The 26,637-nt window shown below is 39.5% G+C and carries 24 protein-coding genes and 4 pseudogenes; 17 read left to right on the top strand and 11 right to left on the bottom strand.

All coding sequences use genetic code 11. The features are described 5' to 3' along the window. Nucleotides 1-456 precede the first annotated feature (456 nt). Nucleotides 457-2,145 (top strand): coiled-coil domain-containing protein, encoded by a 1,689-nt coding sequence (locus CEF16_RS23835; RefSeq protein WP_170031969.1) that lies wholly within the window; start codon nt 457-459, stop codon nt 2,143-2,145. Nucleotides 2,146-2,572: 427 nt separating this feature from the next. Then, complete coding sequence (locus tag CEF16_RS14695; RefSeq protein WP_091587104.1) at nt 2,573-2,821, top strand: GlsB/YeaQ/YmgE family stress response membrane protein; 249 nt, start codon at nt 2,573-2,575, stop codon at nt 2,819-2,821. A 215-nt stretch (nt 2,822-3,036) separates the two neighbouring features. On the opposite strand, the pseudogene CEF16_RS14690 reads toward CEF16_RS14695, so the two are convergent. From CEF16_RS14690 to CEF16_RS14680, 3 genes and pseudogenes are all read right to left on the bottom strand, one after another. Next, nucleotides 3,037-3,303 (bottom strand): annotated as a pseudogene (locus CEF16_RS14690) (KGG domain-containing protein); the annotation flags it as partial. Nucleotides 3,304-3,396: 93 nt separating this feature from the next. Continuing rightward, a pseudogene (locus tag CEF16_RS14685) lies at nt 3,397-4,074 on the bottom strand (YetF domain-containing protein). A 58-nt stretch (nt 4,075-4,132) separates the two neighbouring features. Further along, complete coding sequence (locus tag CEF16_RS14680) at nt 4,133-4,312, bottom strand: hypothetical protein (RefSeq protein ID WP_091587102.1); 180 nt, start codon at nt 4,310-4,312, stop codon at nt 4,133-4,135. 425 nt (nt 4,313-4,737) lie between these two features. Between CEF16_RS14680 and CEF16_RS14675 the strand changes: the two genes are divergently transcribed. The 11 genes and pseudogenes from CEF16_RS14675 (at nt 4,738) to CEF16_RS14630 (ending at nt 16,055) form a co-directional block, all read left to right on the top strand. Next, nucleotides 4,738-6,231 (top strand): BCCT family transporter, encoded by a 1,494-nt coding sequence (locus CEF16_RS14675; RefSeq protein WP_170031966.1) that lies wholly within the window; start codon nt 4,738-4,740, stop codon nt 6,229-6,231. Between the two features lie 266 nt (nt 6,232-6,497). Further along, a pseudogene (locus CEF16_RS25360) lies at nt 6,498-7,450 on the top strand (molybdopterin-dependent oxidoreductase). 42 nt (nt 7,451-7,492) lie between these two features. Further along, the gene (locus tag CEF16_RS24480) at nt 7,493-7,888 is read left to right on the top strand and encodes a molybdopterin dinucleotide binding domain-containing protein (protein ID WP_245917885.1); all 396 of its coding nucleotides are present in this window, start codon (nt 7,493-7,495) and stop codon (nt 7,886-7,888) included. A 418-nt stretch (nt 7,889-8,306) separates the two neighbouring features. After that, a complete protein-coding gene (locus tag CEF16_RS14665) occupies nt 8,307-8,567 on the top strand; it encodes a hypothetical protein (protein ID WP_245917884.1) in 261 nt (86 codons plus the stop codon). Next, nucleotides 8,564-9,583, top strand: a complete 1,020-nt coding sequence (locus tag CEF16_RS14660) for a hypothetical protein (RefSeq protein ID WP_091587100.1) — start codon at nt 8,564-8,566, stop codon at nt 9,581-9,583. The genes CEF16_RS14665 and CEF16_RS14660 overlap by 4 nt, the downstream gene beginning before the upstream one ends. A gap of 375 nt (nt 9,584-9,958) precedes the next feature. Further along, complete coding sequence (locus CEF16_RS14655; RefSeq protein ID WP_091587099.1) at nt 9,959-11,299, top strand: aspartate aminotransferase family protein; 1,341 nt, start codon at nt 9,959-9,961, stop codon at nt 11,297-11,299. Nucleotides 11,300-11,663: 364 nt separating this feature from the next. Then, nucleotides 11,664-11,951, top strand: a complete 288-nt coding sequence (locus tag CEF16_RS14650) for a YhdT family protein (RefSeq protein WP_091587098.1) — start codon at nt 11,664-11,666, stop codon at nt 11,949-11,951. Next, nucleotides 11,948-13,408: a sodium/pantothenate symporter gene (gene panF / locus CEF16_RS14645; protein ID WP_091587097.1), complete on the top strand. Its 1,461-nt coding sequence runs from the start codon at nt 11,948-11,950 to the stop codon at nt 13,406-13,408. Before CEF16_RS14650 ends, panF begins: the two co-directional genes overlap by 4 nt. Before the next feature lie 875 nt (nt 13,409-14,283). Further along, on the top strand, nt 14,284-15,720 hold the full coding sequence (hpaB, locus tag CEF16_RS14640; RefSeq protein ID WP_091587096.1) for a 4-hydroxyphenylacetate 3-monooxygenase, oxygenase component: 1,437 nt from the start codon (nt 14,284-14,286) through the stop codon (nt 15,718-15,720). Nucleotides 15,721-15,766: 46 nt separating this feature from the next. Beyond that, a complete protein-coding gene (locus CEF16_RS14635) occupies nt 15,767-15,877 on the top strand; it encodes an HAD family hydrolase (protein WP_425428029.1) in 111 nt (36 codons plus the stop codon). Beyond that, entirely contained in the window at nt 15,861-16,055 is a 195-nt protein-coding gene (locus CEF16_RS14630) for a hypothetical protein (protein ID WP_091587095.1), read from the top strand. Before CEF16_RS14635 ends, CEF16_RS14630 begins: the two co-directional genes overlap by 17 nt. A 48-nt stretch (nt 16,056-16,103) precedes the next feature. Here CEF16_RS14630 and CEF16_RS14625 read toward each other — a convergent pair whose 3' ends face one another. Both CEF16_RS14625 and CEF16_RS14620 read right to left on the bottom strand, forming a co-directional pair. After that, nucleotides 16,104-16,742 (bottom strand): YpmS family protein, encoded by a 639-nt coding sequence (locus CEF16_RS14625; RefSeq protein ID WP_091587094.1) that lies wholly within the window; start codon nt 16,740-16,742, stop codon nt 16,104-16,106. Continuing rightward, nucleotides 16,739-17,701, bottom strand: coding sequence for an SGNH/GDSL hydrolase family protein (locus CEF16_RS14620; protein ID WP_091587093.1), 963 nt, complete (start codon nt 17,699-17,701; stop codon nt 16,739-16,741). Before CEF16_RS14620 ends, CEF16_RS14625 begins: the two co-directional genes overlap by 4 nt. A 371-nt stretch (nt 17,702-18,072) precedes the next feature. On the opposite strand from CEF16_RS14620, the gene CEF16_RS23830 reads away from it, so the two are divergent. Next, nucleotides 18,073-18,249: a hypothetical protein gene (locus CEF16_RS23830; RefSeq protein ID WP_170031963.1), complete on the top strand. Its 177-nt coding sequence runs from the start codon at nt 18,073-18,075 to the stop codon at nt 18,247-18,249. A gap of 362 nt (nt 18,250-18,611) precedes the next feature. Here the strand turns inward: CEF16_RS23830 and CEF16_RS14615 are convergent. Further along, a pseudogene (locus CEF16_RS14615) lies at nt 18,612-18,839 on the bottom strand (Ger(x)C family spore germination C-terminal domain-containing protein); the annotation flags it as partial. A 325-nt stretch (nt 18,840-19,164) separates the two neighbouring features. Here CEF16_RS14615 and CEF16_RS24475 point away from each other — a divergent pair. The 3 genes from CEF16_RS24475 to CEF16_RS14600 all read left to right on the top strand — a co-directional run bounded on the left by CEF16_RS24475 (nt 19,165) and on the right by CEF16_RS14600 (nt 20,664). Continuing rightward, nucleotides 19,165-19,962, top strand: coding sequence for a halocin C8-like domain-containing protein (locus CEF16_RS24475; RefSeq protein WP_091587091.1), 798 nt, complete (start codon nt 19,165-19,167; stop codon nt 19,960-19,962). A gap of 112 nt (nt 19,963-20,074) precedes the next feature. After that, nucleotides 20,075-20,284, top strand: coding sequence for a helix-turn-helix transcriptional regulator (locus tag CEF16_RS14605; RefSeq protein WP_091587090.1), 210 nt, complete (start codon nt 20,075-20,077; stop codon nt 20,282-20,284). Beyond that, a complete protein-coding gene (locus CEF16_RS14600; RefSeq protein ID WP_091587089.1) occupies nt 20,281-20,664 on the top strand; it encodes a hypothetical protein in 384 nt (127 codons plus the stop codon). The genes CEF16_RS14605 and CEF16_RS14600 overlap by 4 nt, the downstream gene beginning before the upstream one ends. 71 nt (nt 20,665-20,735) lie before the next feature. On the opposite strand, the gene CEF16_RS14595 is transcribed toward CEF16_RS14600, so the two are convergent. The 5 genes from CEF16_RS14595 to aguA form a co-directional block, all read right to left on the bottom strand. Further along, nucleotides 20,736-20,924 carry a hypothetical protein gene (locus CEF16_RS14595; RefSeq protein ID WP_091587088.1) on the bottom strand — a complete coding sequence of 63 codons (189 nt, stop codon included), beginning with the start codon at nt 20,922-20,924 and terminating at the stop codon, nt 20,736-20,738. Nucleotides 20,925-21,981: 1,057 nt separating this feature from the next. After that, nucleotides 21,982-22,245 carry a hypothetical protein gene (locus CEF16_RS23330; RefSeq protein ID WP_139185999.1) on the bottom strand — a complete coding sequence of 88 codons (264 nt, stop codon included), beginning with the start codon at nt 22,243-22,245 and terminating at the stop codon, nt 21,982-21,984. Between the two features lie 138 nt (nt 22,246-22,383). Continuing rightward, entirely contained in the window at nt 22,384-23,769 is a 1,386-nt protein-coding gene (locus CEF16_RS14580; RefSeq protein ID WP_091587085.1) for a Na+/H+ antiporter NhaC family protein, read from the bottom strand. 266 nt (nt 23,770-24,035) lie between these two features. Beyond that, on the bottom strand, nt 24,036-25,376 hold the full coding sequence (locus CEF16_RS14575; RefSeq protein ID WP_091587084.1) for an APC family permease: 1,341 nt from the start codon (nt 25,374-25,376) through the stop codon (nt 24,036-24,038). Between the two features lie 87 nt (nt 25,377-25,463). Then, nucleotides 25,464-26,558 carry an agmatine deiminase gene (gene aguA / locus CEF16_RS14570; RefSeq protein WP_425428028.1) on the bottom strand — a complete coding sequence of 365 codons (1,095 nt, stop codon included), beginning with the start codon at nt 26,556-26,558 and terminating at the stop codon, nt 25,464-25,466. Nucleotides 26,559-26,637 lie beyond the last annotated feature (79 nt).

Raw genomic sequence — 26,637 nt, 5'->3', positions numbered from 1 at the left:
AACTTATTAATCCCCATTTCCAAGTTGAGGATATTTTATTATTTTAAAATATTAAAATGGACTGTGGTAGTATCTTGATAAAAGATCTATTTTGGCATTGTATATATAATGTTTAATTATTACTTATAAATCAGGTATTTAATGATATTTGTATTACTGTCATTTTACTATTAATATTTATTATTTCATGGTAAAAATTTTTAAGGATAATATTTTGTAATATTGTTGTTAAATATATAGCCGATTTCAAAAAAGAATATTGGTTAGATTTTGTTTTATGACAGAATTGTAGACTTTTTAATGGTGTGTAATAAAAGTAGAGAGGTTTGTAGATAAGTTTTCATTCGTATTAAAAAGAAATTATGAATTCATAATTGCCTTTTCTTACTGGAAAGCGGTCCTTAGAATAAGACACGTACCAACAAAAACTCCCAATTTTCTAAGGAGGAAGGTAAAGTGAACAAAAAAATTGTAAAATTGACAGCTCCAAGTTTGGCAGCACTAGGACTAGCTTTTTCTGCAGGACAAGCAGATGCTGAACAATCAAATTCTGATTTGGAAGCTAAAAATGAAGTACAAGTGCAGCAGGAACAAGAAGCTGATACTTCAAAGCTAGACAGTGTTGAGAAAAAGGTTGATCAAGTAAACACTGAAGTTGAGGACATTCTCTCAAACATAAGTGAACAAGAGACTTTACCTAATGGGGAATTGAACTCCTATGAAGGACAATTAAATTCTTTAGAAAATCGTTTAGATGGTGCTGAAAACCAATTAGATGGTTTAACAAACAATCAAATAGATGATGACCTTCCAGAAGTAGAAGAAACAGAACAATTCATTGAAGATGTAAGATCAACTGTTTCAGAAGCACAAGACACACTTGCTTCTATCGGCGAAGAAGATGGATCTGAAGGTGAAGAAGTAGGAGAAGAAGACGAAGAAGCACCAGCAGATGAAGAAGCAGGAGAAGAAGACGAAGAAGCACCAGCAGATGAAGAAGCAGGAGAAGAAGACGAAGAAGCACCAGCCGGAGAAGAAGCAGGAGAAGCAGTCGAAGAAGCACCAGCCGGAGAAGAAGCAGGAGAAGGAATCGAAGAAGCGCCAACTGGTGAAGAGGCAGGAGAAGCAGTCGAAGAAGCGCCAACCGGAGAAGAAGCAGGAGAAGGAATCGAAGAAGCGCCAACTGGTGAAGAAGCAGGAGAAGCAGTCGAAGAAGCGCCAACTGGAGAAGAAGCAGGAGAAGCAGTCGAAGAAGCACCAGCCGGAGAAGAAGCAGGAGAAGGAATCGAAGAAGCGCCAACTGGAGAAGAAGCAGGAGAAGCAGTCGAAGAAGCGCCAACCGGAGAAGAAGCAGGAGAAGCAGTCGAAGAAGCACCAGCCGGAGAAGAAGCAGGAGAAGGAATCGAAGAAGCGCCAACTGGAGAAGAAGCAGGAGAAGCAGTCGAAGAAGCGCCAACCGGAGAAGAAGCAGGAGAAGGAATCGAAGAAGCACCAACCGGTGAAGAAGCGGGAGAAGGAATCGAAGAAGCACCAGCCGGAGAAGAAGCAGGAGAAGGAATCGAAGAAGCGCCATTCGGTGAAGAAGCAGGAGAAGCAGTCGAAGAAGCGCCAACTGGTGAAGAAGCAGGAGAAGGAATCGAAGAAGCACCAGCCGGTGAAGAAGCAGGAGAAGCAGTCGAAGAAGCACCAGCCGGTGAAGAAGCAGGAGAAGCAGTCGAAGAAGCATCAGCCGGAGAAGAAGCAGGAGAAGGAATCGAAGAAGCGCCAACTGGTGAAGAAGCAGGAGAAGGAATCGAAGAAGCGCCATTCGGTGAAGAAGCAGGAGAAGCAGTCGAAGAAGCACCAGCCGGTGAAGAAGCAGGAGAAGCAGTCGAAGAAGCACCAACCGGTGAAGAAGCAGGAGAAGGAATCGAAGAAGCGCCAACTGGTGAAGAAGCAGGAGAAGGAATCGAAGAAGCGCCATTCGGTGAAGAAGCAGGAGAAGGAATCGAAGAAGCGCCAGCCGGTGAAGAAGCAGGAGAAGAGGATACTTCTGATATCGAAACAACCGTAGAAGCAGAACAATATATCCAAATCATTAATATGAATCCAGAAGTAAATATCACACCAGAAACAACGTTTGAAGAAAAGGACGAAGAGCAGTAATATAACAAAAGGGGAGCTCCTAAAAGGGGCTTCTCTTATTTTTTTGCACTTTGCTAATTACAAAGGTTTTCTCTATTTTCCCGGTTGACAGGGCGCTTGCACTTATTTCTGTTTTTTGTGTTGGTCCAGGCCCCGCGAAAAATCCCACAGTTTTTAGTTTGGATAGTATTTTTCGTTTTACGGATAGTAAAAGCGCAAGTTTGGATAGTAAATGGGTGTGTACGGATAGTATTTCGCTTCGAACGGATAGTATTGGAAAATAACTAGAAATAGAATAGCCATACTTCCTCATTTTTAACCGAGGATCGGTCTCACATGCAGGTTAATACTCAAATCTATGAAAAAGAATAAGATTAACTAGCCATTTATAGGGGAAAAACATCAACGAAACAATTTCTAATCAAAAATGAAAGAGAGGCTGATCTGCATGGGACTTATACTATTTTTAATTATCGGAGGTCTGATCGGTTGGCTGGCAGGCGTTATTCTTGGTAAAGACGTGCCTGGCGGAATAATTGGCAATATTGTAGCGGGCGTTGTAGGTGCTTGGATTGGAGGTAATCTTTTTGGAGCATGGGGGCCGTCCATTGGTGGAATGGCTATTTTTCCTGCTCTCTTAGGTGCAATTGTTTTTATTGTGATTTTAAGTTTGATTTTAAAAGCTATTAGAAAATAAGTCTTGCCGCCCCGTTGAGAAAGCGGGGCTTATTTTATACTTTAGGAATATTTAATTTTGTTAAAGGAACAAAGTATAAGAAAAACGATGGCATCCGCCATTTGGACTTGGCGGTAATCTTTTGTCAATCAAACGATTGATTAACAATAAAAAGGGCTGCTCTATTGCTAGAACAGCCCCTGTGTTAGTAGAAACTTCATTCTCTATGAAGAGTTATTGTTTTGGTTGCTTCGCGACTCGCCGCCTTTTTGACCAATATCTTTATAGAACTCTTTGTCATGCTCTTTGGATGTGGTTTCGCCGCCTTTTTGTCCGATATCTTGATAAAATTCTTTATCGTGTTCTTCTGATGTGGTTTCGCCGCCTTTTTGTCCAATTTCTTGATAGAATTCTCTATCGTGTTTTTCGGAAGTTGTTTCTCCGCCTTTGCGTCCTGCTTCGTTCACACTCATTTTTCTGTTTTCATTATTTTTATTAGCCATCTTTATCCATCTCCTTTTCTTTAATGTAAGGTGAGGATGAAGTTATAAATGGTTATTTACTGCAGCGGAAAATGTTAAACATAAAATATATAATTATTTTTGAGCTATATATAATGTTCCATCTTTTTGCAGCTCAGCATAAAAAACGTCGGAGACCGAAGCAAGGCCGGATTGATGGACCTGTTCTTCTACCCAATGTTCTTTTACATTTAATTTTGCTATGTTTTTGCGGTTGAGTTTTCCATCAGATATCACTTCGGTTGGCAAAATAGCGGGTGCGGCTGAGGTGGAGGCAGGATTTACTTTTGATGCCGTTTGCTTATGTTCTTTTTTCATTACTGACAAGTTGCCGTCGGTTTCTAAGATCGCAAATTCCACATCTGAAATGGCAAACGCATTTTTTTAACGCAGCAATGCTTTTAATGCATCCACGTCTAAGCGCACCCGTTGAAGGGCCTGTCTCAAAATCTGTCCATTTTTTATGAGAAGGACGGGGTCTCCTTCAATAACTTTCCGAACGTTTTTTGATTTTATATCAATCCACCCCATCGTAAGGGTGAATACAGCCCATCCTATCATTGCTATGATTCCATTACGAATATTGACGTCTTCACTCAAGATAAAGTCGGCTCCAATTGATCCGATAGCAATACCTGAAACAAAATTAAAATATGTCAGCTGCCTCAGTTCTTTTCTGCCCATTATCCTGGTTAACAGCAGTAAGATAAGAAAAGTGCAAGCTATACGAACAATCAACTCTGTTAGAGACACTTCTTTATTCCCTCCTTTCCGAGTTAGTTTTTTCATGATTTTTTTCTTCATACTAATACTAGAAAAACAATCCAAAAAACCGTCCGGTAATTCGTACGGTTTTGCCAAGATGTAGTTCTGCGCTGAAAATGACTCCATTCTGTAAAACAAATATCCCGGAGATTGTATCCTTCGTATTGATCTGTTGAAACAGCCATGTTTCCTCTATCCCCGTATGTTTTAAGGCAGCGTTATTCACTTTTCCGACCTCTAGCTTTAGGAATAATCATTGGTATAGTCTTTTGAAAAAAGCTGCTCTCCCGCTGTTTTCTAATATGGAGTAATTGACCTGTTTTCTGTAGACTGCCTTTAATGGTATGGAGAAGGTATCGAACTTCTGAGCCGTTTTTTCAATGAGATATATTAATAAGGCCCAAAAGGACATGGCCGACATTTGTTTAAGTGTCATAGGTAGAGTCTCGACAATGCTGCCAAATACAAGGGCATACATAAAATCAAATATCGATTTACAATAATGATACCGATCATCCCAATAATCAGATTGATGACAACATCCGCCAAACCCACTTCAAAATGAATCAACACGATTACATGTTTATAACAAGCTCCTATTTGGAAAAGGGACATAGATGACTAATGTCTGGTTGGAAAAGAGGTGGGAGTTTGAATAGAAACGAAAAAAGGTCGCCTGGTTTGGTGTTTTATGTAAGTTTTTCTATTGTGGCAGTCTTTGTGTTGTGGGGAGCTTTTTTCCCTAATCTATTAAGTCAGGTGACAAATACTGGTTTGAACTGGGTCATGAATCAGTTTAGCTGGTTTTATATGCTCGTTACTACTCTTTTTGTCGGTGTATGTTTATACCTTGCTTTTGGGCCCTACCGACATATTAAGCTTGGAAAAAAAGACGGGGAGCCGGACTATTCTTTCTTTACATGGCTGGGTCTGCTTTTTGCAGCAGGTATGGGAGTAGGACTTGTTTTTTGGGGTACTGCAGAACCGGTTTTACACTATATTGATCCGCCTCCAGGCTATGATCCTAAGACAGAAGCAGCGGCAGAAGCTGCGTTAACGTACAGCGTTTTTCATTGGGCCCTGCAGCCGTGGGGTGTTTACGCAATTATTGGTTTAACGCTTTCTTTTTTTAAGTTTAGAAGACAAAGACCGGGGTTGATCAGCCATGCGTTTTATCCATTAATAGGAAAAAAAGCAGACGGCCCAGCGGGAAAAATCATAAATATTTTCGCTACGCTGGCTACAGGAATTGGAGTGGCTACTACATTTGGACTCAGTGCGATGCAAGTAAGCGGAGGTTTATCTGAAGTCTTTGGAACACCAAACAATCATATAAGCCAGCTGGTTATCATTGCCGTTATTACTGTACTGTTTATGGTATCGGCTGTATCTGGCGTAGACAAGGGGATTAGGTATTTAAGTATCACAAATCTTATTATAGCCGCTGTTTTATTAGCAGCAGTGCTTTTGTTAGGACCTACTATCTTTTTATTAGAAAGTTTTACAACAGCAGCAGGACAATATATAGAAAATTATGTGACTTTAAGTCTTTCGCTTGACCCTTATTCTGATGGAGCATGGAGAGGGGAATGGACGATCTTTTTTTGGTCCTGGGTGATTGCCTGGGGTCCTTATGTTGGAATGTTTATTGCAAGAATTTCGAGAGGACGGACCATTAGAGAATTTATTTTTGGTGTTCTGTTTGTGCCAGCTCTGCTTGGGGCTCTCTGGTTCACGGTCATGGGGGGTACGGCGTTAAATATGCAAATCGTGGAAGGGTTTGATATAGCCAACCAGGCAGAAAAAAGTGAAGAAGTAGCTTTTTTTATTATGCTTGGAAATTTACCGATTGGCCTTGTTTTAAACCTGCTTGGCTTACTGTTGATCACTATCTTTTTTATTACTTCAGCGGATTCAGCAAGTTATGTATTGAGTGTGCTTTCATCAAAGGGGACCTTAAATCCGAAAGCTATCACAAAGCTGGCCTGGGGATTTTTAATATCGATTACTGCGGCTGTCCTCTTATTAAGCGGGGGTTTAGAAGCGCTTAGAGCCGTTGCTATTATAGCAGCCTTGCCTTTTGCGATCATTATACTTGCCATGATTGTTTCCCTCATTAAAGCACTGAGAGAAGAAGTAAAGTAGATCTGTACGTTTCAAGATAAAGGAAAAAGGAAAAAGAAGGTAATAAAAGGAGGGAGTGAGCTGGAAGCAAAAAAACAGCAAGAAATAGATCATATGTATGAGAAGTTTTAAAAGTAGATGAGTTGATAACAGAAGTGCTCGAAAGCCCTCTTGTTAAAAGGGGGCCGCTTGGAACACGGCTGACTCTTGTTTTAGAAGAAAAACAAAAAGTAGTAAAAGAGCTGCTAGCTTACTTAAGACAAGAAGAATTACCAGAATATGCTGCGATGGTGGAGTGGCTGAAAGTCATTTACCGGGATGATGAAACGGAAAAGCTTCATTTCCAAGACTGGAAAAGAGTTAGTCTGCAAAAAGGAGCTTTTCAAAGTGCAGATGCTACCGCAGCCTGTGTAGCTATAAACAATCTGCACTTAATGCGAGGTTTAATAGGGAAGCCAGGCAGCGGTCCCTTACATATGGCCGGTCAGCCAAGTTCTTCGAGTAACCGGACGGTCGGAGGCGTTGGCACTTATCCCGGCAATCGGAATCCCGAAAATCCTGACCATCTCCGCGACATTGCCAGACTGTGGAATGTAGAAGAGTCCAGTTTAGCGGTAGGTCCTGAAAAAGGGATCATCAAACAAATTGAGTTGATGGAAAAAGAGCAAATCGGTTTTTTCTGGAATATTCATACGAACCCGCTTGTTTCTCTTCCTAACTTGCCAAGAGTTAAAAAAGCGATGGAGAAACCATTTGTCGTTGTGCAGGATCCTTTTCTCACCGAAACAACAAAAGTGGCGATGTTGTACTTCCTCGAGCAATGTGGAGGGAGAAGGAAGGAACGATGGAAACGCGGATCCGTACCATCAATCTATTAAGAAAAGCTGTAGAGCCGCCGGCAGGGGTGGAAACAGATTTTGAAATTTTAGTAGAATTCAGCAAGCGCCTTGGTTTAAAAGATAAAGATGGCAACCCGCTTGTCAATTACGCGTCGCCGGAAGAAGCTTTTGAAGAGTGGAAAAAAATTTCAGAAGGCCGGCCTAGTGATATGACCGGTATGACTTATGACAGATTAGAAAAAGAAAACGGCATTCGCTGGCCATCAACCCGGGAGAACCCACAAGGAAAAGTGCGTTTGTATGAAGACGGCTGTTTCCTACAAAAGCAGATTACTGTCAGAGCTACGGAAAAGACATTGTCACCGGGCGTCCCAAAACAGAAAAAGAATATAAAACGATAGAAGCAGAAGGAAGAGCTATTTTTCATCCAACCAGACACCTCGGTGGTGGTAGAAAAACCAGGAGAGGATTTCCCGTTACAGCTTAACACCGGAAGACTCTTATGGCATTGGCATACCCGTACAAAAACGGCCCGTGCCCCAGAACTTCATGATAAAGCTCCGAAAGCCTGCGTAGAAATACATGAAGACGATGCAAAAACCTTAAGCATTGAAAATGGAGAAACGGTCAATGTCGTTTCCTCAAGAGGTTTTATTAAAATTCCAGCCAAAGTTGGAACGGAAATGAAAAAAGGGGAAGTATTTGTTACGTTTCATTACGGGGGATGGGAAGAAAACCAGGCAGCAAATCAATTAATCATGGACATCATGGATGCTGTGTCAAACCAGCCCGTTTTAAAACATTCCTTATGTCGAATTGAAAAATTAGCAGTGGAATAGTAATCGCAGTAAAATTTTTCAAAATAGAAGAGCAGGGGATATGCAATTGCTTGAATGTTTTTTATACTTTAGAAAAGTTTAACTTTTCTAAAGGGTTAAAGTATATGTAAAGCTGCGGCTTCCACCATTTGGACTTGGCGGTAAGCCAAGTTTTTCTAATGAGATAGGAAAAGTTTAAAATTTTGCACTTTGATGTCTAGCTTCAGCGCCCAGCCTCTCGGAGGCTCCAGAAGATTTAAGGAACTTTTGCTAGAATCGAGAACATCGTGTTCTGGGCGCAAAAGTCAGCCCATCCTGTGCAAGCCAGTTCGGCATTCTCACAGGACGTGGGGAACTTAGCCGAACATCATTTAAAATAAGGGCGCTTGCGCTTTTCTAATGATAACGAGAAAACTATTCGTTGTTTCAGGGGGAGAAAATGATAAGAAAACAGGAGAATATACCGTTACAGATGGAGTGTACAATGTTATTTCAATCAAATCCGTATATGGTTGAAAACACCGAAGGATTAGAACAAAAACTAAGAAGAAAAAAAGAAGAAATTTTGCCAGTGCTTGAATTATTAGTACAGCATGGGATTATTCGAAAAACAGAAGATAAAACGCTGCCTCTTTTTCGGTACAAGGAGCCTGCCGTTACAAAAGATTTAGATATACCAAGTGAGTTGGAGAATACATGAAACAACTCTCAGGTATTGTTCAAGAGGTATTAAATACGTATGCTTCTTTTCTTGACATGAACATTGCAGTCACAGATCGAGACGGTACATGGCTTTTATACGAAAAAGGGAATAATCCGCTTTGTGATTTTTTTATGCGGACACAAGTTGAAATAGAGAGACGAATAAAAGATATTATTAATTCAGGATGGTACGGTTCTCGTCCTTTCTTTTATGACATTCTTCCGGGTGTAAAGATTGTGATTGCGCCGATTATAGTAAGAGGTAAGCCTGAATACTACTTATGGGCCGGCATGATGGTAGAAAAGCAAACATCATCCCTGATTAAAGATTTCCTCGTCCCCTCTTTCGGGAAGGAGACGGACTGGGATTTGCTGCTCGAACAAACAGTAGATACAAACATGGCGCAAGAACAAGAAATAACAAACAAACTGGACAATCTCTCAAAGCTTATCGCTTTAAGCATAGAGGAAGATCAGGTCCACTATGCGCATAAAAAGCAAATCAATGTATTTAAAAAAGCAGCTCAAATAGATTTAGTGAATAAACAGCTGTTACATGGCTTTATGGAGAGTATTCCTGAATGTGATTTTATTGGAATGGCGAATAGGAAAACAGAAGACGAATATGAGGTGGTGCATGCGATAGGGGAAGGTTCAAATGTACTTGAACATTCTTCGTTTCAAACTGGTGAAGGGTTGATTGGCCGGGCTCTCCTAACTGGAAATGCTGCTAAATGGGAAGGTATTGAAAAAGACCCGCGGGCTTATTTTTTCCATAAACATGGGATTTATCCGAAATCTCTATTCTGTTTTCCTGTCAAAATAAATGAGAGAATCACTGTCCTATTATTTGGCGGAACCCTCTCACGCGATGAAATATCAGAAGAAGTTTTTAAAGCAGGGGAGGCTCTTTCTTCCATCCTTGAAACTAACCGTTTGGCCCAGTTTTTAGGAAAAAGAAAATACGCAGCAATCAGCTCACACGCTGATCCAAGAAAACACACACGACGATGATGGTGCAAACATTACTAAGTGGGAAGAAATACTGTTGAAAATGGATCAATAAAAAGGCAAAGCTAAAGCTGCTATGGATCAATAATCTGTGTATTAATCCAGAAACTAGGACAATAAAATCTTTCTACATAGGCATTCATGTAGGCAAACTCCGTTACAAGCAGGTCTCTTGCCTTTCCAAATAGTAAAATGATTCAACCAATATGGTTGACACTTTGTTAGATTAAAAAACAAACAAATTACGTTATAGTAAAACGTAACCACGGTGAATAACATTATTGGGGAGGTACAAAAGATGTTTGAAATTTTAAGAATCTTCTGCGGAGGGAAATGGAATTCAAATTGAGACACCAGAACACGGAGGTGAAAAGTTAAATGAGTACCCCTAAAGAATTGTACAAAAAAGATAATCAATATGTTTGGCACCACATGAAACCGTACCAGAAAAACCAGAACGCTATGGTGGTGCAAGAGGCGGACGGAGCATGGATCACGGATATCGAAGGAAACCAATTGTTAGACGGAATGTCTGGATTGTGGTGTGTGAACGTTGGATATGGACGTACAGAACTAGCCGATGCTGCGGCCGAACAGCTTCGGACGCTTCCCTATTATCCGCTGTCAAACAGCCATGTCCCAGCGATTGAATTAGCAGATAAATTAAACGACTGGCTGGAAGGAGATTACCGTATTGTTTATGCTAACAGCGGTTCTGAAGCAAATGAAACAGCTTTTAAGTTAGCTCGCCAGTATCATAAACAAAATGGTTCCCCGCATAAATATAAGTTTATTTCTCGATACCGCTCTTATCACGGAAGTACGTTAGGGGCACTAGCAGCAACAGGTCAAGCTCAGCGTAAACATCTGTATGAGCCGCTTCCGCCTGGTTTTGTCCATGTTCACGCCCCTGAGGAGTACAGAATACCAAACGGAAGAACATTCGAAGAGTGGAGCCTCGAATGTGCGCAAATGATAGAAGACACTATCCTTTGGGAGCGTCCGGAAACAGTGGCAGGCGTTATTATGGAGCCTATCATCACCGGCGGAGGCATTCTTATCCCGCATGAATCTTATTTGAAAAAAGTGGAGCAAATATGCCGTGAACATAACGTTCTGCTTATGATCGATGAAGTCATCTGCGGATTTGGACGGACTGGCAAAAAATTTGGTTTTCAGCACTATAACATCACGCCGGATATCGTAACGATGGCAAAAGGAATTACGAGCGGCTACCTTCCTCTGTCTGCTGCAGCTGTACGCCAAGAAATATATGAACCGTTTAAAGAAGAAGGAGAAGACTCGCATTTTCGCCATGTTAATACGTTCGGAGGCAATCCAGCAGCCTGCCGCCTTGCTTTAAAAAATCTTGAGATTATGGAAGAGGAAGGTTTGTGCACGAAGTCACAGAAAAACGGAGATAAGCTGAGAGAAGAACTTGCGAAGCTAGATAATCATCCTAATGTTGGGAACATCCGTCATAAAGGATTGTTAGTTGGTTTAGAGCTAGTAGAGGACAAAGATTCAAAAAAACCGGCATCATCGTCTTATCTTGCTAAAATAATGGGAGAGTGCAAGAAAAACGGATTGATTGTTGGAAAAAATGCTGACACTGTGTCTGGATACAGCAATGTACTCACACTTGCCCCTCCGTTAAATATTACCGATGAAGATCTAACATTTATCGTAAAAACTTTAAAAAATGCGTTCAATGATTAGATACAGGTCTGTAGAAAAGGCAAATACAAAAACGCAGCTATTCTAGGAAAGTTTAACTTTGTTAAAGGATTGGCCAATGCATCTAGCTTCCGATGAGGCAATGTATCAGCCTTAAAGGGCTGTACGTTTTTGTATAAAAAATATAGAATACAAGATTGTATAAAGCGTGCTGTAAACCCCTAAAGGTGATACGATTTTTATGCACCTCCTTTTTTGGAGTCAGGCAAATCGAACCTTAAGGGGTTTTTTAATACGATTACGGATAAATCCTATCATTGAAATATTGGCCCTTTTGAAACATGTTTCTTATAATAAAAAAAGAAGAAGATTCGAAATATTAAATCCCGATAAAGGAGGTTTTGTCATGGCAGAGCAAGAAAAAAAGCTGGATAGGCGGTTTACGTTGGCCCACCGGGAGGCATGGATCGGTGTAGGACTTGTTCTTTTTAATTTTATATGGTGGTTCGGTTTTGCTTACGGTCTGGGTTCAGCGCCTGTTGAAGAATACAGCTATATCCTTGGTATGCCTGCCTGGTTTTTTTACAGCTGTGTTGTAGGTTCGATTCTTATGATGGTTTTAGTTGCTGTCATTGTGAAATCATTTTTTAAAGAAGTTCCCTTTGAGGCAGAGGAAGAGGAGGAGAGGGTATGAATTGGGAAGTTGTGATTCCGCAGCTTATCTTTCTCGCCTCCATTTTTATTATAGGGTTTTGGGCTTCGCGCAAAATTGCCTCAAAAAGTAATTTTCTCCAGGAGTATTTCTTAGGCAGCAGAGAACTTGGCGGATTAATTTTAGCGATGACGATGATTGCTACATACGGAAGTGCAAGCAGTTTTGTAGGCGGTCCGGGGGCAGCTTACAGTCAAGGGCTTGGCTGGGTGCTGCTTGCTATGTCTCAAGTGGCAACTGGATATTTTGTCCTTATGATTTTAGGAAAGAAATTTGCCATAAAGTCCAGGCACTATAAAGCAGTGACGCTGGTCGATTATTTAAAAGGCAGATATAACAGCAAAGCGGTTGTGCTGCTGAGCGCACTCAGTATTATTATTTTTCTTTTTTCCGCGATGACCGCTCAGTGGGTTGGCGGTGCACGTTTGATTGAGTCATTAACTGGTTTATCTTATATTTCTGCTTTGTTTATTTTTGCTGTTTCGGTTATTATTTACGTTATTATCGGCGGTTTTCGTGCGGTAGCGGTAACCGATACTCTGCAAGGAATTGTTATGTTTTTCGGCACTTTGATTATTTTAGCCGGAACCATTATTGCCGGCGGCGGGATGGGTAACATTATGAGCGATCTTGCCAATGAAAACCCTAATTTGGTAAGCCCGTTTGGCCATGATGGCAGTTTAACGCCATTATATGTTTCTTCCTTTTGGATTTTAGTAGGGGTCGGTGTCGTAGGGCTTCCACAAGTCGCTGTCCGGGCAATGTCTTACAAAGATTCAAAGGGAATGCACCGTGCGTTGATTATCGGTACTATTGTTGTAGCTTTTATGATGTTTGGAATGCATCTTGTTGGTGTCATGGCAAGACCCATTCTTCCTGGCATTGAAGTGGCCGATTCTGTTATGCCGATGATAGCGATGGAAGTACTGCCAGCGTGGCTTGCCGGTATTGTCCTGGCTGCACCTATGGCAGCGATCATGTCTACAGTAGATTCGCTGCTTTTACTCGTTAGTTCTACGGTGGTTAAAGACGTTTATTTAAATTACGTAAATCCTGAAGCAGCGAGAAAAAAAGTGAAGACGATCAGTTTTGGCGTTACCGCTGTTCTTGGGATAAGTGTTTTCGCCCTCGCTTTAAGCCCGCCTGATTTACTCATTTGGCTGAATTTGTTTGCCTTTGGCGGCCTCGAATCAGCATTTATCTGGCCGGTAGTGCTCGGGTTGTACTGGGCGAAAGGAAACAAATACGGAGCGATGGCCTCGATCATTTTAGGGGTAGGAACGTACAGTGTGATTCATAACGTTTGGCCGGAACCTTTTGGTATGCACACTGTTACGTTACCCGTATTCATTTCATTTCTAGGTTACGTTATTGCTAGTTTACTAACGGATCGATCCGTCACTCCTGCCAACATGCAAGATGGTGCGGTCAAAGGGTAAAACTTACATGATGACATCAGCCGTCCGAGAAATTGGCCCGTGGATATATTCATAACCAAGCAGAGCTATTTCAATCGCTAATCGTTTAGGCGTATCAAAAAAATCGCTGCCTGCTATTTCTTCAATCTAATGAAGCGGGTGATTTTTGCCATAAGAAAGAGCTTATCAATTAAGCTCTTTCTTATTTTCCTTTTAATATCTAAAAACCAATCAATATAACTGTGATACCAAATCCTGTACGCCAAATGGGAATTTCTTTTAGAAAGATTTATCCAATTACTACACTAACTAGAATCTCCATTCCTTTAGGTACAATAAGAGAGAAGGTTAAGTTATCTACGCTTTTTGTTAAAAACTTCACTCCGTATCCAATCATCATACTCGCAGACAGGAAAAAAGGTACGAGATTGATATAGTACCATAAAGTGGGTAAAAAATTAGAGTCGATGTGCTTGGTATGATAAGTATAAATAGCATTAATAATCCGCTACATTAATAAAAGGGCAAGCAAAATCATAAATGTTGCTCCCAATAAGATTTTTTTCTATAATCTTGCCTAAATGAAAAATAATTTATGTAAGTGAAAATAAGTTGCTTATTTTCACGAACTATATTCAAGGAACGGGCGCAATCCTGGAGTAAGGAATACGCTTTTTTCTTTGTAGAAGGGCCATATGATAGAAGGGTTTATTAAGCTACTAATCGAATTATATTATTAAGAAGTGTACTTTTTTGAATATAATGTAATTTTGTTTAAATTAAAATAATTTGAAGGGATGAAACTTATTTAGCTCAAATCTTTCACCAATTACCTTTTATCTGATGATGAATCTTTTTAAAGGGTTATTTTTAATATGCATAAAAGGTGGGATGACATGCCAGCATGTAACGGATCAACTTTTTTGAAAAGAATTCGTAAGCTGCAGGCGGAGGTATGGATTGATGGACAGAGAATTAATGGAAATATTTGTGACCATGCTGCCTTTAAAGGACTGTTAAAAAGTAAAGCAAAACTCTTTGATCTACAAATGGATCTGAAAAATTCTGGCTTTATGACATACCCGTCCCCCTTAACAGGAGATCTTGTTGGAACATCCTATTTGTCTCCCCGTTCAAGGGAAGATTTAGAAAAAAGGAGATTAACAACACAGGAATGGGCAAAAACTTCCGGCAGTATGATGGGGAGATCACCTGATTATATTAATACAGCCCTTATGGCATTAGGTACTGCTTGGGATGCCTTTCAAGACAAGAATAACCGCGGAAAAAATCTTAAGAATTTGTATGAACACGCTAGAGAAAATGATTTGACATTTTCTCATACGTTTGTCAGCCCGCAAGTCAACCGTTCGATTGGTTATTATGAAGATGAGGACGAACCTCTCTCTGCTCAAGTTATTAAAGAAAAGAAGGATGGATTAGTTATAAAAGGTGCAAGATTACTAGCAACTCAAGGAGGCATTACAGATGAGCTGTTAGTACTGCCGGTCGGAGGAAAATTTATTAAGGACTCGTTTGTTTATGCATTTTCGATTCCAAGCAATACGCCAAACCTAAAGTTTATCTGTCGTGAATCCTTTGCCTATCGAGACTCACAATTCGATCATCCACTAGGATCGAGATTTGAAGAAATGGATACGATTGTTGTATTTGATAATGTGCTGGTTCCTTGGGAACGAATTTTTTTGTACAATAATTATACTGTTGCAATCTCTATGTATAAGGAATCTAATTTCTATCCCTTTCTGCTTCATCAGACGGCAGCTAGGCAGGTTGTGAAAATCGAATTTCTCCTCGGTGCTGCCCAACTTCTAGTCGACACTATTAATATTGGTGAATATCAACATGTCCAAGAAAAGGTCAGTGAATTAATTATAGGGCTAGAAACAATGAAAGCGCTTCTTTTAAGTTCTGAAGTAGAAGCAAAAGAAGATAAAAGAGGAACAATGATACCAAGCGCAAATCCCTTATATGCAGCCATTATTACCTTTTCGCGGCTGTATCCCCGGTTCACTGAGATTATACAGCTGCTAGGAGCAAGCGGTTTAATCTCTATTCCAACAGAACAGGATTTTAACTCCACTTTAAAAGACGATTTAAATCACTATTTACAAGGAGCATTTTGTAACGGTGAGGAAAAAACAAAAATCTTTCGGCTTGCATGGGATATAAGTACAAGTGCGTTTGGCGGAAGACAAACACTATATGAACGATTCTTTTTTGGTGATCCCGTGAGGCTAAGCACAGGTCTTTACAATAGCTATTCAAAGGATCTTGCTGTTAATTTAGCTAAGTCCCTTTTGGATAAATAAATACTCTGCAGCATTATAAAACAAAAAGTTTTAGTTAGTTTTAGGTATTGAAAAGTATTTTGAAACCATTTTAATATCTGAATGGGAAGGAATAAAAAAACCTGACCTTAAAACATTCAAGAGAGCCTTAGAGCAATTGAATGTTTCTTCGATTTGAACCAGAGCTTGAAGTAAAACATACGGAGATCATAAATCCGGAAGAGACGTTCGAGCGCCATACCGGAACCGACATGGTCGTACGGCTCACTACTGCTGAGCAATCAGCAGGAGACTCTTATTGGTTTTATTACCAAGGGAAACGCACAGACAATATTATTGTAGGAGCAGAAGAATAAGACCGGCTTTTGACAGCCGGTCTATTCTTGATATGAAGCTGTTTATTTTTATTGAAAATAATTCATTATCTTATTCTTATTAAACGGGAGGCTTTCATATGGGGTGTGAATACTAAAGGCAATTCGGTCATTGGTTAAGTTAAATTGTTCAGCTTTCACTTCAATATTTTGATAGCTGCTAATATCGGTAACGGCTACATAGATATCTTCACGGTCCGGGTTTACCTCGATCCAGCCGGGCATTTCGTAATTTTTCTTAATATAGCCCAATACTTGGCGATTAGGAAGCTGCAGCTTTCCAAGGCTTATAGATTCTTGTTTTAAGAGTAAATCACCATTTTCCTGCACTTCTGGCTCAAGAATAACCGTAGCAGGAATTTGCTGGCCGAATGCGCGTACAGAACCTTTTAAGCGTACCTTATTATCTAATTCTACAGAATAAGAGGCTCTTTCCCCTTCTGATAATTCATCAAGGTATCTGTTGATCAGCTGGTTTAAATTTTCTCTATCGGTCACAATTGAAAATTCAACATCGGTTTCTTGAACCTGCTCCCTTTGTGGAAATATCGGTTCATCCGGCGTCGCATTAAAAAGAAAAAACAGCCAAATGATAACCCCTGAATTTATAATAAAAAGGGCGATAAATAGCCATTTCCATACATTTTGTTGTTTTAATCGGTTGATCATTCTGTTTCGTCACTTTCTGATGTGCTTATTTCTGGTTTGATATATTGAAAAACCCGCTCTGCTATTTGAAGGTAACCCCGTTTATTTGGATGAAAATTATCTTCTGCATAATAGCTTTCATCGGCTTGCTGGAATAAATCATCAATGGGAATAAAAGAGGCGTTTTCGTCCTCTGCTGCCGTCACTTGTCCGATTGTATTCCAGTCTTCTACAATTTGATTTAATTCTGGAATATTTTCAAAATAGATGTGAAAAGGATTAAAGAGACCAATTAAATAAATAGGTGCTTCCTCGTTTTTGGAACGGATCGTTTGAAACACGTCTTCGAGTCTATTTTCATATGAATCGGTTTGTTTAGCAAACGCCTCATACGTTAGGTTGTTAATATTCGAACGAACGATATGCATAATATCGTTAGCCCCAATTGTGACAAGGATAACGTCTGCTTCTTCAATAGAGGAAGTCATAGCAGGCTCTTCCATCCTTTTGACAAGCTGATCTGTCCGGTTTCCGCGTTTGCCGTAATTAGCGATTGTAAACGACGAGGCAGAGATACTGCTGCTTCCGATGGTTTTTTCGAGAATTCCGACATACCCTCCATTTCCAGTAGAATCTCCGACCCCTTGTGTTAGCGAATCTCCAATTGCTACCATTTTTACATCAGGGTCAATGACAAGAGCGCGGTTTTCTTTTACCATAGCGGCAACTGCTTCTTGTACGTCGTTTTCCGTTATTGAATTTTCTGAGTTAGTATCCGTGTCTTCTTCTTCCTTTTTCATGTCGTTTTCAGGAGGATCGGATTCCTTCTGCTTGGGGGCTGGAATATCTGGTTTTGTTTCCGTGAAGACGGAGGCACTGTCTTCTGGAGGTTCAGATGAAAAGCTGTTAATCGCCCAAGCTCCTGAAACCAAAATGAAAAACAAAACGACACTGTATATAATTAATTTATTTTTCTTCATTAACAATCACATCCAAGTGGTTTCATTACACCTTATGATAATGTTTATTTTAACAGAATTTCCTGTAGTATTTTAAGTAAAATAGGGCAGAGAACCAAAGCTGAAATTTGGCAAATGACAGGGCGTGGAAAAATAAAGTATTAGAAAAACTTGGCATATCGCCAAATTCAAATGGCGGAAGTCATAATTTTACTTATACTTTGATCCATTAACAATGTTATACCCTTTTAAAATAATATGAAAAACAAATTGCTAATGTACTACTCTCTATTCCATAAGTTTAATTAATATGTACGTTAGGAGGAAAACAGTGCTGAATGTTGTCCTGTATGTTATTTTTATAACTTCAGAAAAAGGGGAGCTAACTTTTTATGAATTTAGAAAAAAAATTAAAGTCTCTAGTGCAGTCAGCTGTGATAATAACTTTTGTTGCGTTAGCTTTATTTAATGATTCAACGCAATACATTTTTGCTGGAGTCATTATAGCTCTTAGCTTGGAACTCTATTTTAGAGTTATGAATAAAAGAGAGAAGTCCAACAGTCAATGAATACGTATTTTTAGCCATTCTGGGTAGAGCATCCTCTAGATCTTCAGATAAGTCAGTTAGGTAGAAGAATGCAAATGTGCGCTCTTTCTCTTTTTTTTTTGATGTGCCCGGCATGCGCACACGCTTTAGGGTTCAAGTCTCGAACGGCGGAAGGTTGTTGTCTATTTAGAGAGTATGTCGATAATCCTTCCCTTGCACTAAGAAAGGCTAATTTGTCTTATTAAGAATTCCTACAATCGACCACATAGTTATTTCTCCTTCCATTCTTGAAGAAAGGAATCACCAACGGTTCCTGTTCGTCTCATGTTAAAAGCACCTTAATGTCTACTGCTATATCCGTGATTTGGTTATCCCCATTTTTCCTATGTCCATGCTTTGGGGGCCGCGTGATGGAAAACTTCTCTGAAACCAAAGATGTCGCTTTCCATATCGTTTTGTGCCGTTTCAATAGAGGATCGAATGAGAATGCTTATTTTTTCTTCCGCGAGCTTTTCTACCTGTTTAACTGTTTTCTCATTCATTATATCCATTCCGCATGTCACCTCCCCCACATTACCTTCAGCCTGAATGTTTATCTCGATGTTCGGTTGATTGTTGTTAACCCGATTGAATAAACTTTAAGAGCGACTTTTCTCTCCTTATGTATGCTTAACCGATTAGATTATAACTTTCATATCACCACGATAGATAAGTTATTGAGAGTAACAGCTTGCGTTTTTCTTATTCCGAAATAAGTTCCAGATAAATGTTATAAACAAGTAATAAAATAGTCCCCATGTCTCATAAGCGTTCTAATTTACCATTAAAATATCGGATAATGCATGATAATCTGAATACATAAGATTTTGGAATGTATTGGAATGGATGTAAGTTTTATCTAATGAAACTCGTAAACTTTAAAAGGAGGAATTGTTAATGACTGTCGCAAAAAAGGTAATGAATCTAGTGTTATGTCTAAGTCTATTAGCAGGAATTTTCTTGAATCCCGTTAGTTCTGTTGCCGGGGAAGATAGTGGTGCGGATGAGAATCTGGATCAGCTGTTCCCTTCAAATCCTGAGGAAGAAGACTGCCCAGATTGTACCGTTGACCCCAAAAATCTAGAAGAGCCACAATCTACTGGTACAGAGGAAGAACAGCAAAAGGCCATTGAAATAACAGAAAATTCATCGGAATTTCAATCAACCAGCCGTACTTTAAACCAACGACAGTACAACGAAAAGTTGTTTACAGTGAATGTGGAAAAAGATGAGAATGCTTATCAAGCAGTTACCACCTACCAGGCCAAAAAAGGTAAAAAAACGGTGGTATCACAATACTTTGTCGATCTAGAAGATGAGAGATTAATACTCAAAAGAAGCTATGATGTCAAACAACTAAACGATAACATGGCGAAATTAAAATTGACTGTGGATGATAACGTTATTTATGATGTAAAGCTAAAGGATGATCAAGTCATCACAAAAGACGGTCATACATACGATGGCCAGGATTTTATTGAGAAGAAGACAGAGGAGATCAATAGTCAAGTGAAAGCCTCTTTTTGGTGTGAATATATTGTTGGCGCCCTTTGCGGTGGAGCCGGTGCCGCTGGATGCTGGGCCGCAGCAGCCGCACTTGGTATTACCACAGGTGTCGGTGGAGTGTCACTCGCAGTGATTTGCGGCATGATCGGTGCGGTAGGATGTACAGCCACTGTTTCATATGTTTGCTAAAAAAATAAAGAAAAAAAGGAAAATGTAAAGATATCTTCACATTTTCCTTTTTTTGTTATATAGTAAAAGTAAGGTTAAGATATCTTTACATCATGAAAGGGGGATATGCAATGTGGTAAAAAATAAAATAAAAGAGTTTAGAAAAGAGCTTAATGTCACCCAACTGGAACTGGCTAAATCGCTTCGGGTCACAAGGCATACGATCATCGCGATCGAAAACCATCGATATAACCCGAGTTTAGAACTGGCCTTGAGGCTTTCCAAATATTTTGATAAACCGTTAGAAATGATTTTTAGTCTAGAAGAGGAGGAAAAAGTATGAACAGTAAGGCTAGAGGTTACTGGATTCCTATCTTCATCATTATAGGATTTCTCATTGGCGGACTCCTGTTAAATAATGTGAATGTGGTTATTCCTATTATTATTGGTGTTGTGATTAGTCTTTTGTTACTGGAACTTATTAAAAGAAAGATGAATAAATCCGATACTCCTCCCGTTGATGAGAGGGTTTTCCATAATATAAAAAATTATATGCTTAGCGCCATAGTTTTTGCTTTCATTCTTCTTTTTTTCCTGTTAGTCATTTTCCAGTATTATTTCGGAAACGATTATATCCATATTAACTATTTGTTTTTATATTTTTTACTAACCATCATGACCGTAGGTATTGCAGGTCTTGTTGGTAAAAGTAAAAATAATTGAGAAAACAGAGCAGAGCATGAGGCATTTTCTTTTGGTTCGATCATAGAAAATGCCTCAGGAATGAAACATTATCATTTGCCCTTCTCTTGTTTAAAACATGTACTACAGAAGATTTCTGTTTCTTTTATTAAATAGGCCTTTATTTCCACCATTATTTTACGTTTCGGATACCTCATTTTTGCATAGATTTCTTCTCCTGTCTCTATCTTTTTCCCACAGTTTGCACAGGCAGCTGTTTTTCTTTTAAATATACGATTCATTCCTTCTCATCCTTTCTTTCATAAGAGCTCTTCCTTTATCTTTTTTCAATAACCGTTGTTGTTTGTCCTTTCAAATGGAGAATTGAGATGGATGAGAATTTCCTGAGCCTGGTTAGATAGTGAAAGGATAGGGGATCGTATAGAATTAATATTGAACACCAAACGGAATTTAAATACATAAAGCGGGTGATTGATTACAAGGCAACTTATTATGAAATCGAAAGGAAGGATAGAAAAGTAATTTATGATGCTGCTGAGAAATGGACAAAAGAATGCTTATTACAACACACTCATTGATTTTTATGGAGGCCTTGTTTATAATTTCGATATTGTCCTGATAGACATTACGTAAGGAGAGTAGAATGTAAAAATTCACTTTTGCCTTCCTGGCTCCCCGAAAAATTGTTTCTACGGCAGCACATAGGTTTTTAACCAATCTACTATTAAAACCCAGGTCTTATCCGGTTTTTTATTTGATGACTTTAACTCCTCCCATTCTTTTAAAGAGCACCACTTGAGTGGCTTCCCTTCTAAAGGCGGGCACGCTGGTAAGCCTTGGTCAAACTTTTTGATTTCATAATTAAAGCAATCCTCCTGTTTAACAGATTCGTATCCATCTTATTAGAGGGAACTTCAGTATATACTGAGGGCCTGGACCTCGGGAGAAGATATGAGCCGGAAGGGGAAAATAATTTCTTCAATGAGCCAACCGGCTTCTCGGGGTCGAGGTGTTCCATAACAGAAGAAGGGTACATCATTCCTTCTACATTTGTTGGAAATTCCTCCGTGTTCGTAGAAAAAGCGGAATCTGTGATTGGTGAGTTGAACCTTGCCCCAGCCGCAAGCATTTGAAGGACTGTATGACATTTATGAGGTGAACAAACAAGAAAACGACAGCCGATTCCGCTGATAAACGTAGATGATCGGTTCGGGTCAATGATTCAAACAATTACAAAACGATTTTTTATAAAATTGTTTTTAAAAAAGATAACTGCCCCCTTTGTTTGAATAGGGAGCAGTTACCTTTTTTAGTCGATACACTGAAGTGAATTTCATCTTAAGTTGAGAAATCCCAATATGATTTTAACGTTTCTATCACTTTGTCCAGTGAAACAGGAGTGCTGTATGCTTCCGGACCTACCTCCCTAATCCCCTTTTCACATGCTTTCTTCACCCAATTTACATGTTCTTTTGTATGTACACGCAATAAATCACTTTCAGCGGCGTCATACGGGGAGCAGCAGTTCATCTTTTCGATAATGCCTGTCTTTTTCAACATTTCTTTTATTACATAGGCGAGTTTCGGATTTTCCGAATTCATGAGATACTCCCATCTCATTGCCATTGTTAAAAGAATACTTCATATCTCCAACATCATGATCTAAATATTTGTTGTCCCATATAAAACCGGTCTTAATCATACGTAATGTTCCTCCTATTTCTTTCATTGTAGATAATCCTACAAAGTAAATCCTAAGATCAAATACCCAAGTGCCGATATGGCGCCGCTCAATAAGATATAAGGCAGCTGCGTTATAACATGAGTCATCGTATCTATGCCTGAACCTGTCGCAGATAAAACAGTAGCATCCCCATACGGACAAGCATGGCTTCCAAATGCTCCAGCAGAAATAACAGCTCCCAGTGACAGCCACATGTTGGCGTCAATAGCTTCAGCTAATGGTATGATGATCGGAAGGGTGACAGCATAGACACCCCAGAAAGAGCCTGTTGCAAAAGCTACTAATCCCATAGAAACAAAGGCTACAACAGGGAGGAGGCTAGAACTCATTAATGGTTCTACTTTTTCGATCACGTAAGCATTCAAGCCAAGTTTTTCATTAGCATCTACTAAAATAAATGATGCCACCAAAATGCCGATTGGATATATCATTGGTTTAAATCCGTCTATAAATGTGTCGAATAATTCAGTTAACTTCATTATTCTCTGAAAAAACAGCATAGCAATCGTTACTGCAACTGCAACGATTACACCTTGGAGCGCATCAATGCCGGCATACCACGTGTATGCAATCAGCACAATGACCGGGATGAAAAAATTTATCATTTTTGGTTCTTTCATTTTTTTCTCGTCAGCATCGACACCTGCTGCAATTTCATCATCTACAAGGGAAATGTTCCCTGATCCTTCCGGGATACAAATTCCTTGTGTTTCTGCTCTTAATTCTGCTGTTTTCATAGGTCCAAGTTTTGGGATAACTCCTAAAATAGTTAATAAAACTACGAATATAGCAACCCATCCGTAAAAAATGAACGGAACTACTTGAAGATATGCCATACCACCTTGTCCAGCATCCGCAACCCCTTCTGCTTCAAAAAGACCTAACACATAAATGGCCCAGGTCGACAATGGAACCAAAACACAAATTGGAGCAGCCGTGGAATCTACCACGTAAGCTAAAAGCTCTCTTGATGTTTTATATTTATCTGTTATGCGCTGCATGGAAGTACTTACGGTTAAAGCATTTATATAGTCATCAATAAAAATAATAAGCCCCATCAGCCAAGTAATAAGTAAAGCAGATTTTTTTGATTTTATTTTTGACGAAACAAAATCTCCAAAAGCAAGTGCTCCGCCAGATTTTACTAATAATGCAATAAAACCTCCAAAAAATAGAACAACGAAAATAAGCCAACCGATTGTCGGATCTCCCATGACGGCTAAAGAGGAATCAACAAACGAAGGAAAAAAGTTTTCTTTTTCCAGGAGAATAAATCCGATGATAGAACCAACGATTAATGATTCCAGCGTTCTTCTAGTCAATAATGCAAAAATTAATACACTTAACGCAGGAACTAAACTTATCCACCCGTAATGTTCCATAATATACACTCCCTGATTTTTAAAAAATGAAAAACGAAGAAGGAGTTATCATTCATCCATTTGTCTTTCTTTAAACATTAATATTTGCATTTTTCATGCCAAACACTATCAAACGATATTTTATGATGAGAGATTAACAGTTACCTTTTGAGCTGGTATAGAAACGTAGAAAGGTATAATACGATATTTTTTGTTGTCCATGCACATACTTTATGACGTTACGCATAGCCGCTTTTATCTATTTTTTTTATAAAAATATAGGGTATTTAAGCATCCAATTCCTCAAATTCCACTTGCGGCGGTTCTTTTGTAAAATAATTCGTTTTAAAAAAGAGGTAACCAATCCCAAGCAGACTCCATATCATACCTAGAGTAATAGAAAAAAGGTCCAGGCTGATCCACAAATAAAGTACAAATCCTAATCCAATGAGTGGAAAAACGACATAACTGATCATAGAGAAAAATGAGCGTTCTTTATGATAGCGGAAATAATGAACGATCACACATAAGTTGACAAATGAGAAAGCGGTAAAAGCGCCAAAATTAATAAGAGATGTGGCTTGTGTTAAATTGAGCATCAGGGCTGAAAGAGCTAACACACCGATGATAATAATATTAAAAATGGGTGTATTAAAACGAGGGTGGACGTAGCCAAATACTCGTTTTGGAATAATACCATCACGCCCCATCGCATAAAGAAGTCTTGAGGCACTTGTTTGAGCAGCCATACCAGATGCTAGAACGGAGACTAAAGCGCCTGCTATAAAAAAGGATAAAAAAAGATTGCCTCCAATCATTTGAGCGATTTCTGGCGATGCCCCTTCTATATCGTTAAAGGAAGAAACATCAGGGTACAGAGACTGCATAAAGTAAGTAACGGTGAAAAAGAAAATACCGCCAATTAATGCAACCAGGAAAATTCCTTTTGGTATGACTTTTTTTGGATGAATCGTTTCTTCGGATAAAGTAGTAATCGCGTCAAAACCAATAAACGATAAAGCTAATAAAGCTGCACCAGCAAATAGGGTGGAGGTGTCCAAGCTTTCGGAAATCAATGCGTCCGCACTAAAAAAACGATTGGGCTGCTCGTTTAAAATACTATTAATGGTTAACAGGACAAATGTGATTCCAAGGACAAATTGAAACAGAACGAGCAGCAGGTTGACATTTGTAGCAATTTTCAAACCAATGATATTTAAAACAGTGATGACCGCGATTAATCCGACAATCCATATCCATTCAGGGATATTTGGAAACCCGGCAGATAAGTAAATTCTTGCTAACAGGGCATTGATCATCGGGAGCGCTAAGTAAGCTAAAAACGTGATCCATCCAACAATAAAACCTATATGAGGATTCATTGTTTTTTGAGTATAGGTGTAAACAGATCCAGAAACAGGATATCGTTTAACCATTTTTCCATAACTGAAAGCTGTAAATAAAATTGCCGTAAAGACTAAAATGTAAGCAGTGGGGACATGCCCTGATGTGACTTCCGAAACAATACCGAATGTATCAAAAACGGCAAAAGGGGACATATAGGCTAGTCCCATAACTATAACGTGCATAAGCGTCAATTGACGTTGAAGTTCTCCTTGTTCTTTCATGAAATCATCCTTTTGTGATTAGAATATTTTGAAAACTCATTTAGAGACCTGAGCGGTTTACTCAGTCTCCAACAAATGAGAGCTCTATTAAGGGCGGGGCTGCTGCTGGGTAATACAGTGAATGTTTCCTCCTCCAACCGATAACTCTCTACTATAAACTTGGACAATCTCTCTGTTAGGAAATAGATCTTTAAAAATCGCCTTTGCTTCTTCATCTTGAGGATCGTTAAAAGCAGGCATAATCACGCCGCCGTTGCATAAATAACAATTGATATAGGTGGAGACAAATGTAATGGAAGACAGCCGGTCAAAACTATCCCTGGCAAAATCAATCTGCTTGCTTTCTTCTGGACGAAGAGTCGCTTGTTCTGGCAGTGTAACTTTATGAATAGTCAATCGACGTCCTTTTGCGTCTGTCGAATCGGCGAGTTTATGATAAGCCTCTTGCAGGACAGAGTATTGGGGGTGGCTTGGGTCATCCGTCCAGCTTAAAGCTATTTCACCAGGACGGACGAAAAAAACTACTTCATCTACATGGCCATTTGTCTCGTCACCAACCATTCCATGTTTCAGCCAAATAATTTTATCTATGTTCAAATAGTCTTTTAATCTTTGTTCAATGGTATGTTTTGATAAATGGGGATTTCGGTTCGGGTTTAAAAGACATTCCTCAGTTGTAATAAGTGTACCCTCTCCATCAACGGCAATGGCCCCTCCCTCCATCACAAAATCAGTCGCATCGTAACGAGGAATTTGTTCCATTTCTAACACTTTCTGAGGGACTTGCATGTCTAAATCCCAGGGGAAATACAGACCTTCTTCTAGGCCTCCCCATGCATTGAAGCCCCAATCTATTCCACGGACCTCTCCTTGGTCATTTTTAACAAATGTAGGGCCTATATCACGCATCCAGGCGTCATTGGAAGACAATTCAACCACGCGAATGTTATCTGGAAGCAGGTTTCTGGCATTTTCAAACTGATTTGCGTGCACGCCTATTGTTACCGGTTCAAATTGCGAAATCGCTGAAGCAACGTTTACAAATGTTTGTTGAGCGGGTTTTGCTCCAGAATGCCATGTGTCTGTTCTCATTGGCCAAAGCAGCCATGTTCCTGTGTGCGGCTCAAACTCTCCTGGCATACGAAAGCCATCTTGTGTTGGAGTGCTGTGTAATAATGTCACCATGAGTATCCTCCTCGGTTAAAAAATTTCGCTTAAATAAGCTACTTTATTAATAATGCAAAAGGTATGCCAAAAGTGG

The sequence above is a fragment of the Alteribacillus bidgolensis genome (assembly GCF_002886255.1).
Classification (GTDB): Bacteria; Bacillota; Bacilli; order Bacillales; family Marinococcaceae; genus Alteribacillus; species Alteribacillus bidgolensis.
This window is presented reverse-complemented; position numbering and strand designations above follow the sequence as displayed.

Bases quoted from the DNA above. Each gene is read 5' to 3' on its own strand.
- CEF16_RS14695 (WP_091587104.1), top strand. From the start codon at position 2,573: ATGGGACTTATACTATTTTTAATTATCGGAGGTCTGATCGGTTGGCTG.
- CEF16_RS14665 (WP_245917884.1), top strand. From the start codon at position 8,307: ATGATAAGAAAACAGGAGAATATACCGTTACAGATGGAGTGTACAATG.
- CEF16_RS14660 (WP_091587100.1), top strand. From the start codon at position 8,564: ATGAAACAACTCTCAGGTATTGTTCAAGAGGTATTAAATACGTATGCT.
- CEF16_RS14655 (WP_091587099.1), top strand. From the start codon at position 9,959: ATGAGTACCCCTAAAGAATTGTACAAAAAAGATAATCAATATGTTTGG.
- CEF16_RS14650 (WP_091587098.1), top strand. From the start codon at position 11,664: ATGGCAGAGCAAGAAAAAAAGCTGGATAGGCGGTTTACGTTGGCCCAC.
- panF (WP_091587097.1), top strand. From the start codon at position 11,948: ATGAATTGGGAAGTTGTGATTCCGCAGCTTATCTTTCTCGCCTCCATT.
- hpaB (WP_091587096.1), top strand. From the start codon at position 14,284: ATGCCAGCATGTAACGGATCAACTTTTTTGAAAAGAATTCGTAAGCTG.
- CEF16_RS14630 (WP_091587095.1), top strand. From the start codon at position 15,861: ATGTTTCTTCGATTTGAACCAGAGCTTGAAGTAAAACATACGGAGATC.
- CEF16_RS14625 (WP_091587094.1), bottom strand. From the start codon at position 16,742: ATGATCAACCGATTAAAACAACAAAATGTATGGAAATGGCTATTTATC.
- CEF16_RS14620 (WP_091587093.1), bottom strand. From the start codon at position 17,701: ATGAAGAAAAATAAATTAATTATATACAGTGTCGTTTTGTTTTTCATT.
- CEF16_RS23830 (WP_170031963.1), top strand. From the start codon at position 18,073: ATGAATTTAGAAAAAAAATTAAAGTCTCTAGTGCAGTCAGCTGTGATA.
- CEF16_RS24475 (WP_091587091.1), top strand. From the start codon at position 19,165: ATGACTGTCGCAAAAAAGGTAATGAATCTAGTGTTATGTCTAAGTCTA.
- CEF16_RS14600 (WP_091587089.1), top strand. From the start codon at position 20,281: ATGAACAGTAAGGCTAGAGGTTACTGGATTCCTATCTTCATCATTATA.
- CEF16_RS14595 (WP_091587088.1), bottom strand. From the start codon at position 20,924: ATGAATCGTATATTTAAAAGAAAAACAGCTGCCTGTGCAAACTGTGGG.
- CEF16_RS23330 (WP_139185999.1), bottom strand. From the start codon at position 22,245: ATGAATTCGGAAAATCCGAAACTCGCCTATGTAATAAAAGAAATGTTG.
- CEF16_RS14580 (WP_091587085.1), bottom strand. From the start codon at position 23,769: ATGGAACATTACGGGTGGATAAGTTTAGTTCCTGCGTTAAGTGTATTA.
- CEF16_RS14575 (WP_091587084.1), bottom strand. From the start codon at position 25,376: ATGAAAGAACAAGGAGAACTTCAACGTCAATTGACGCTTATGCACGTT.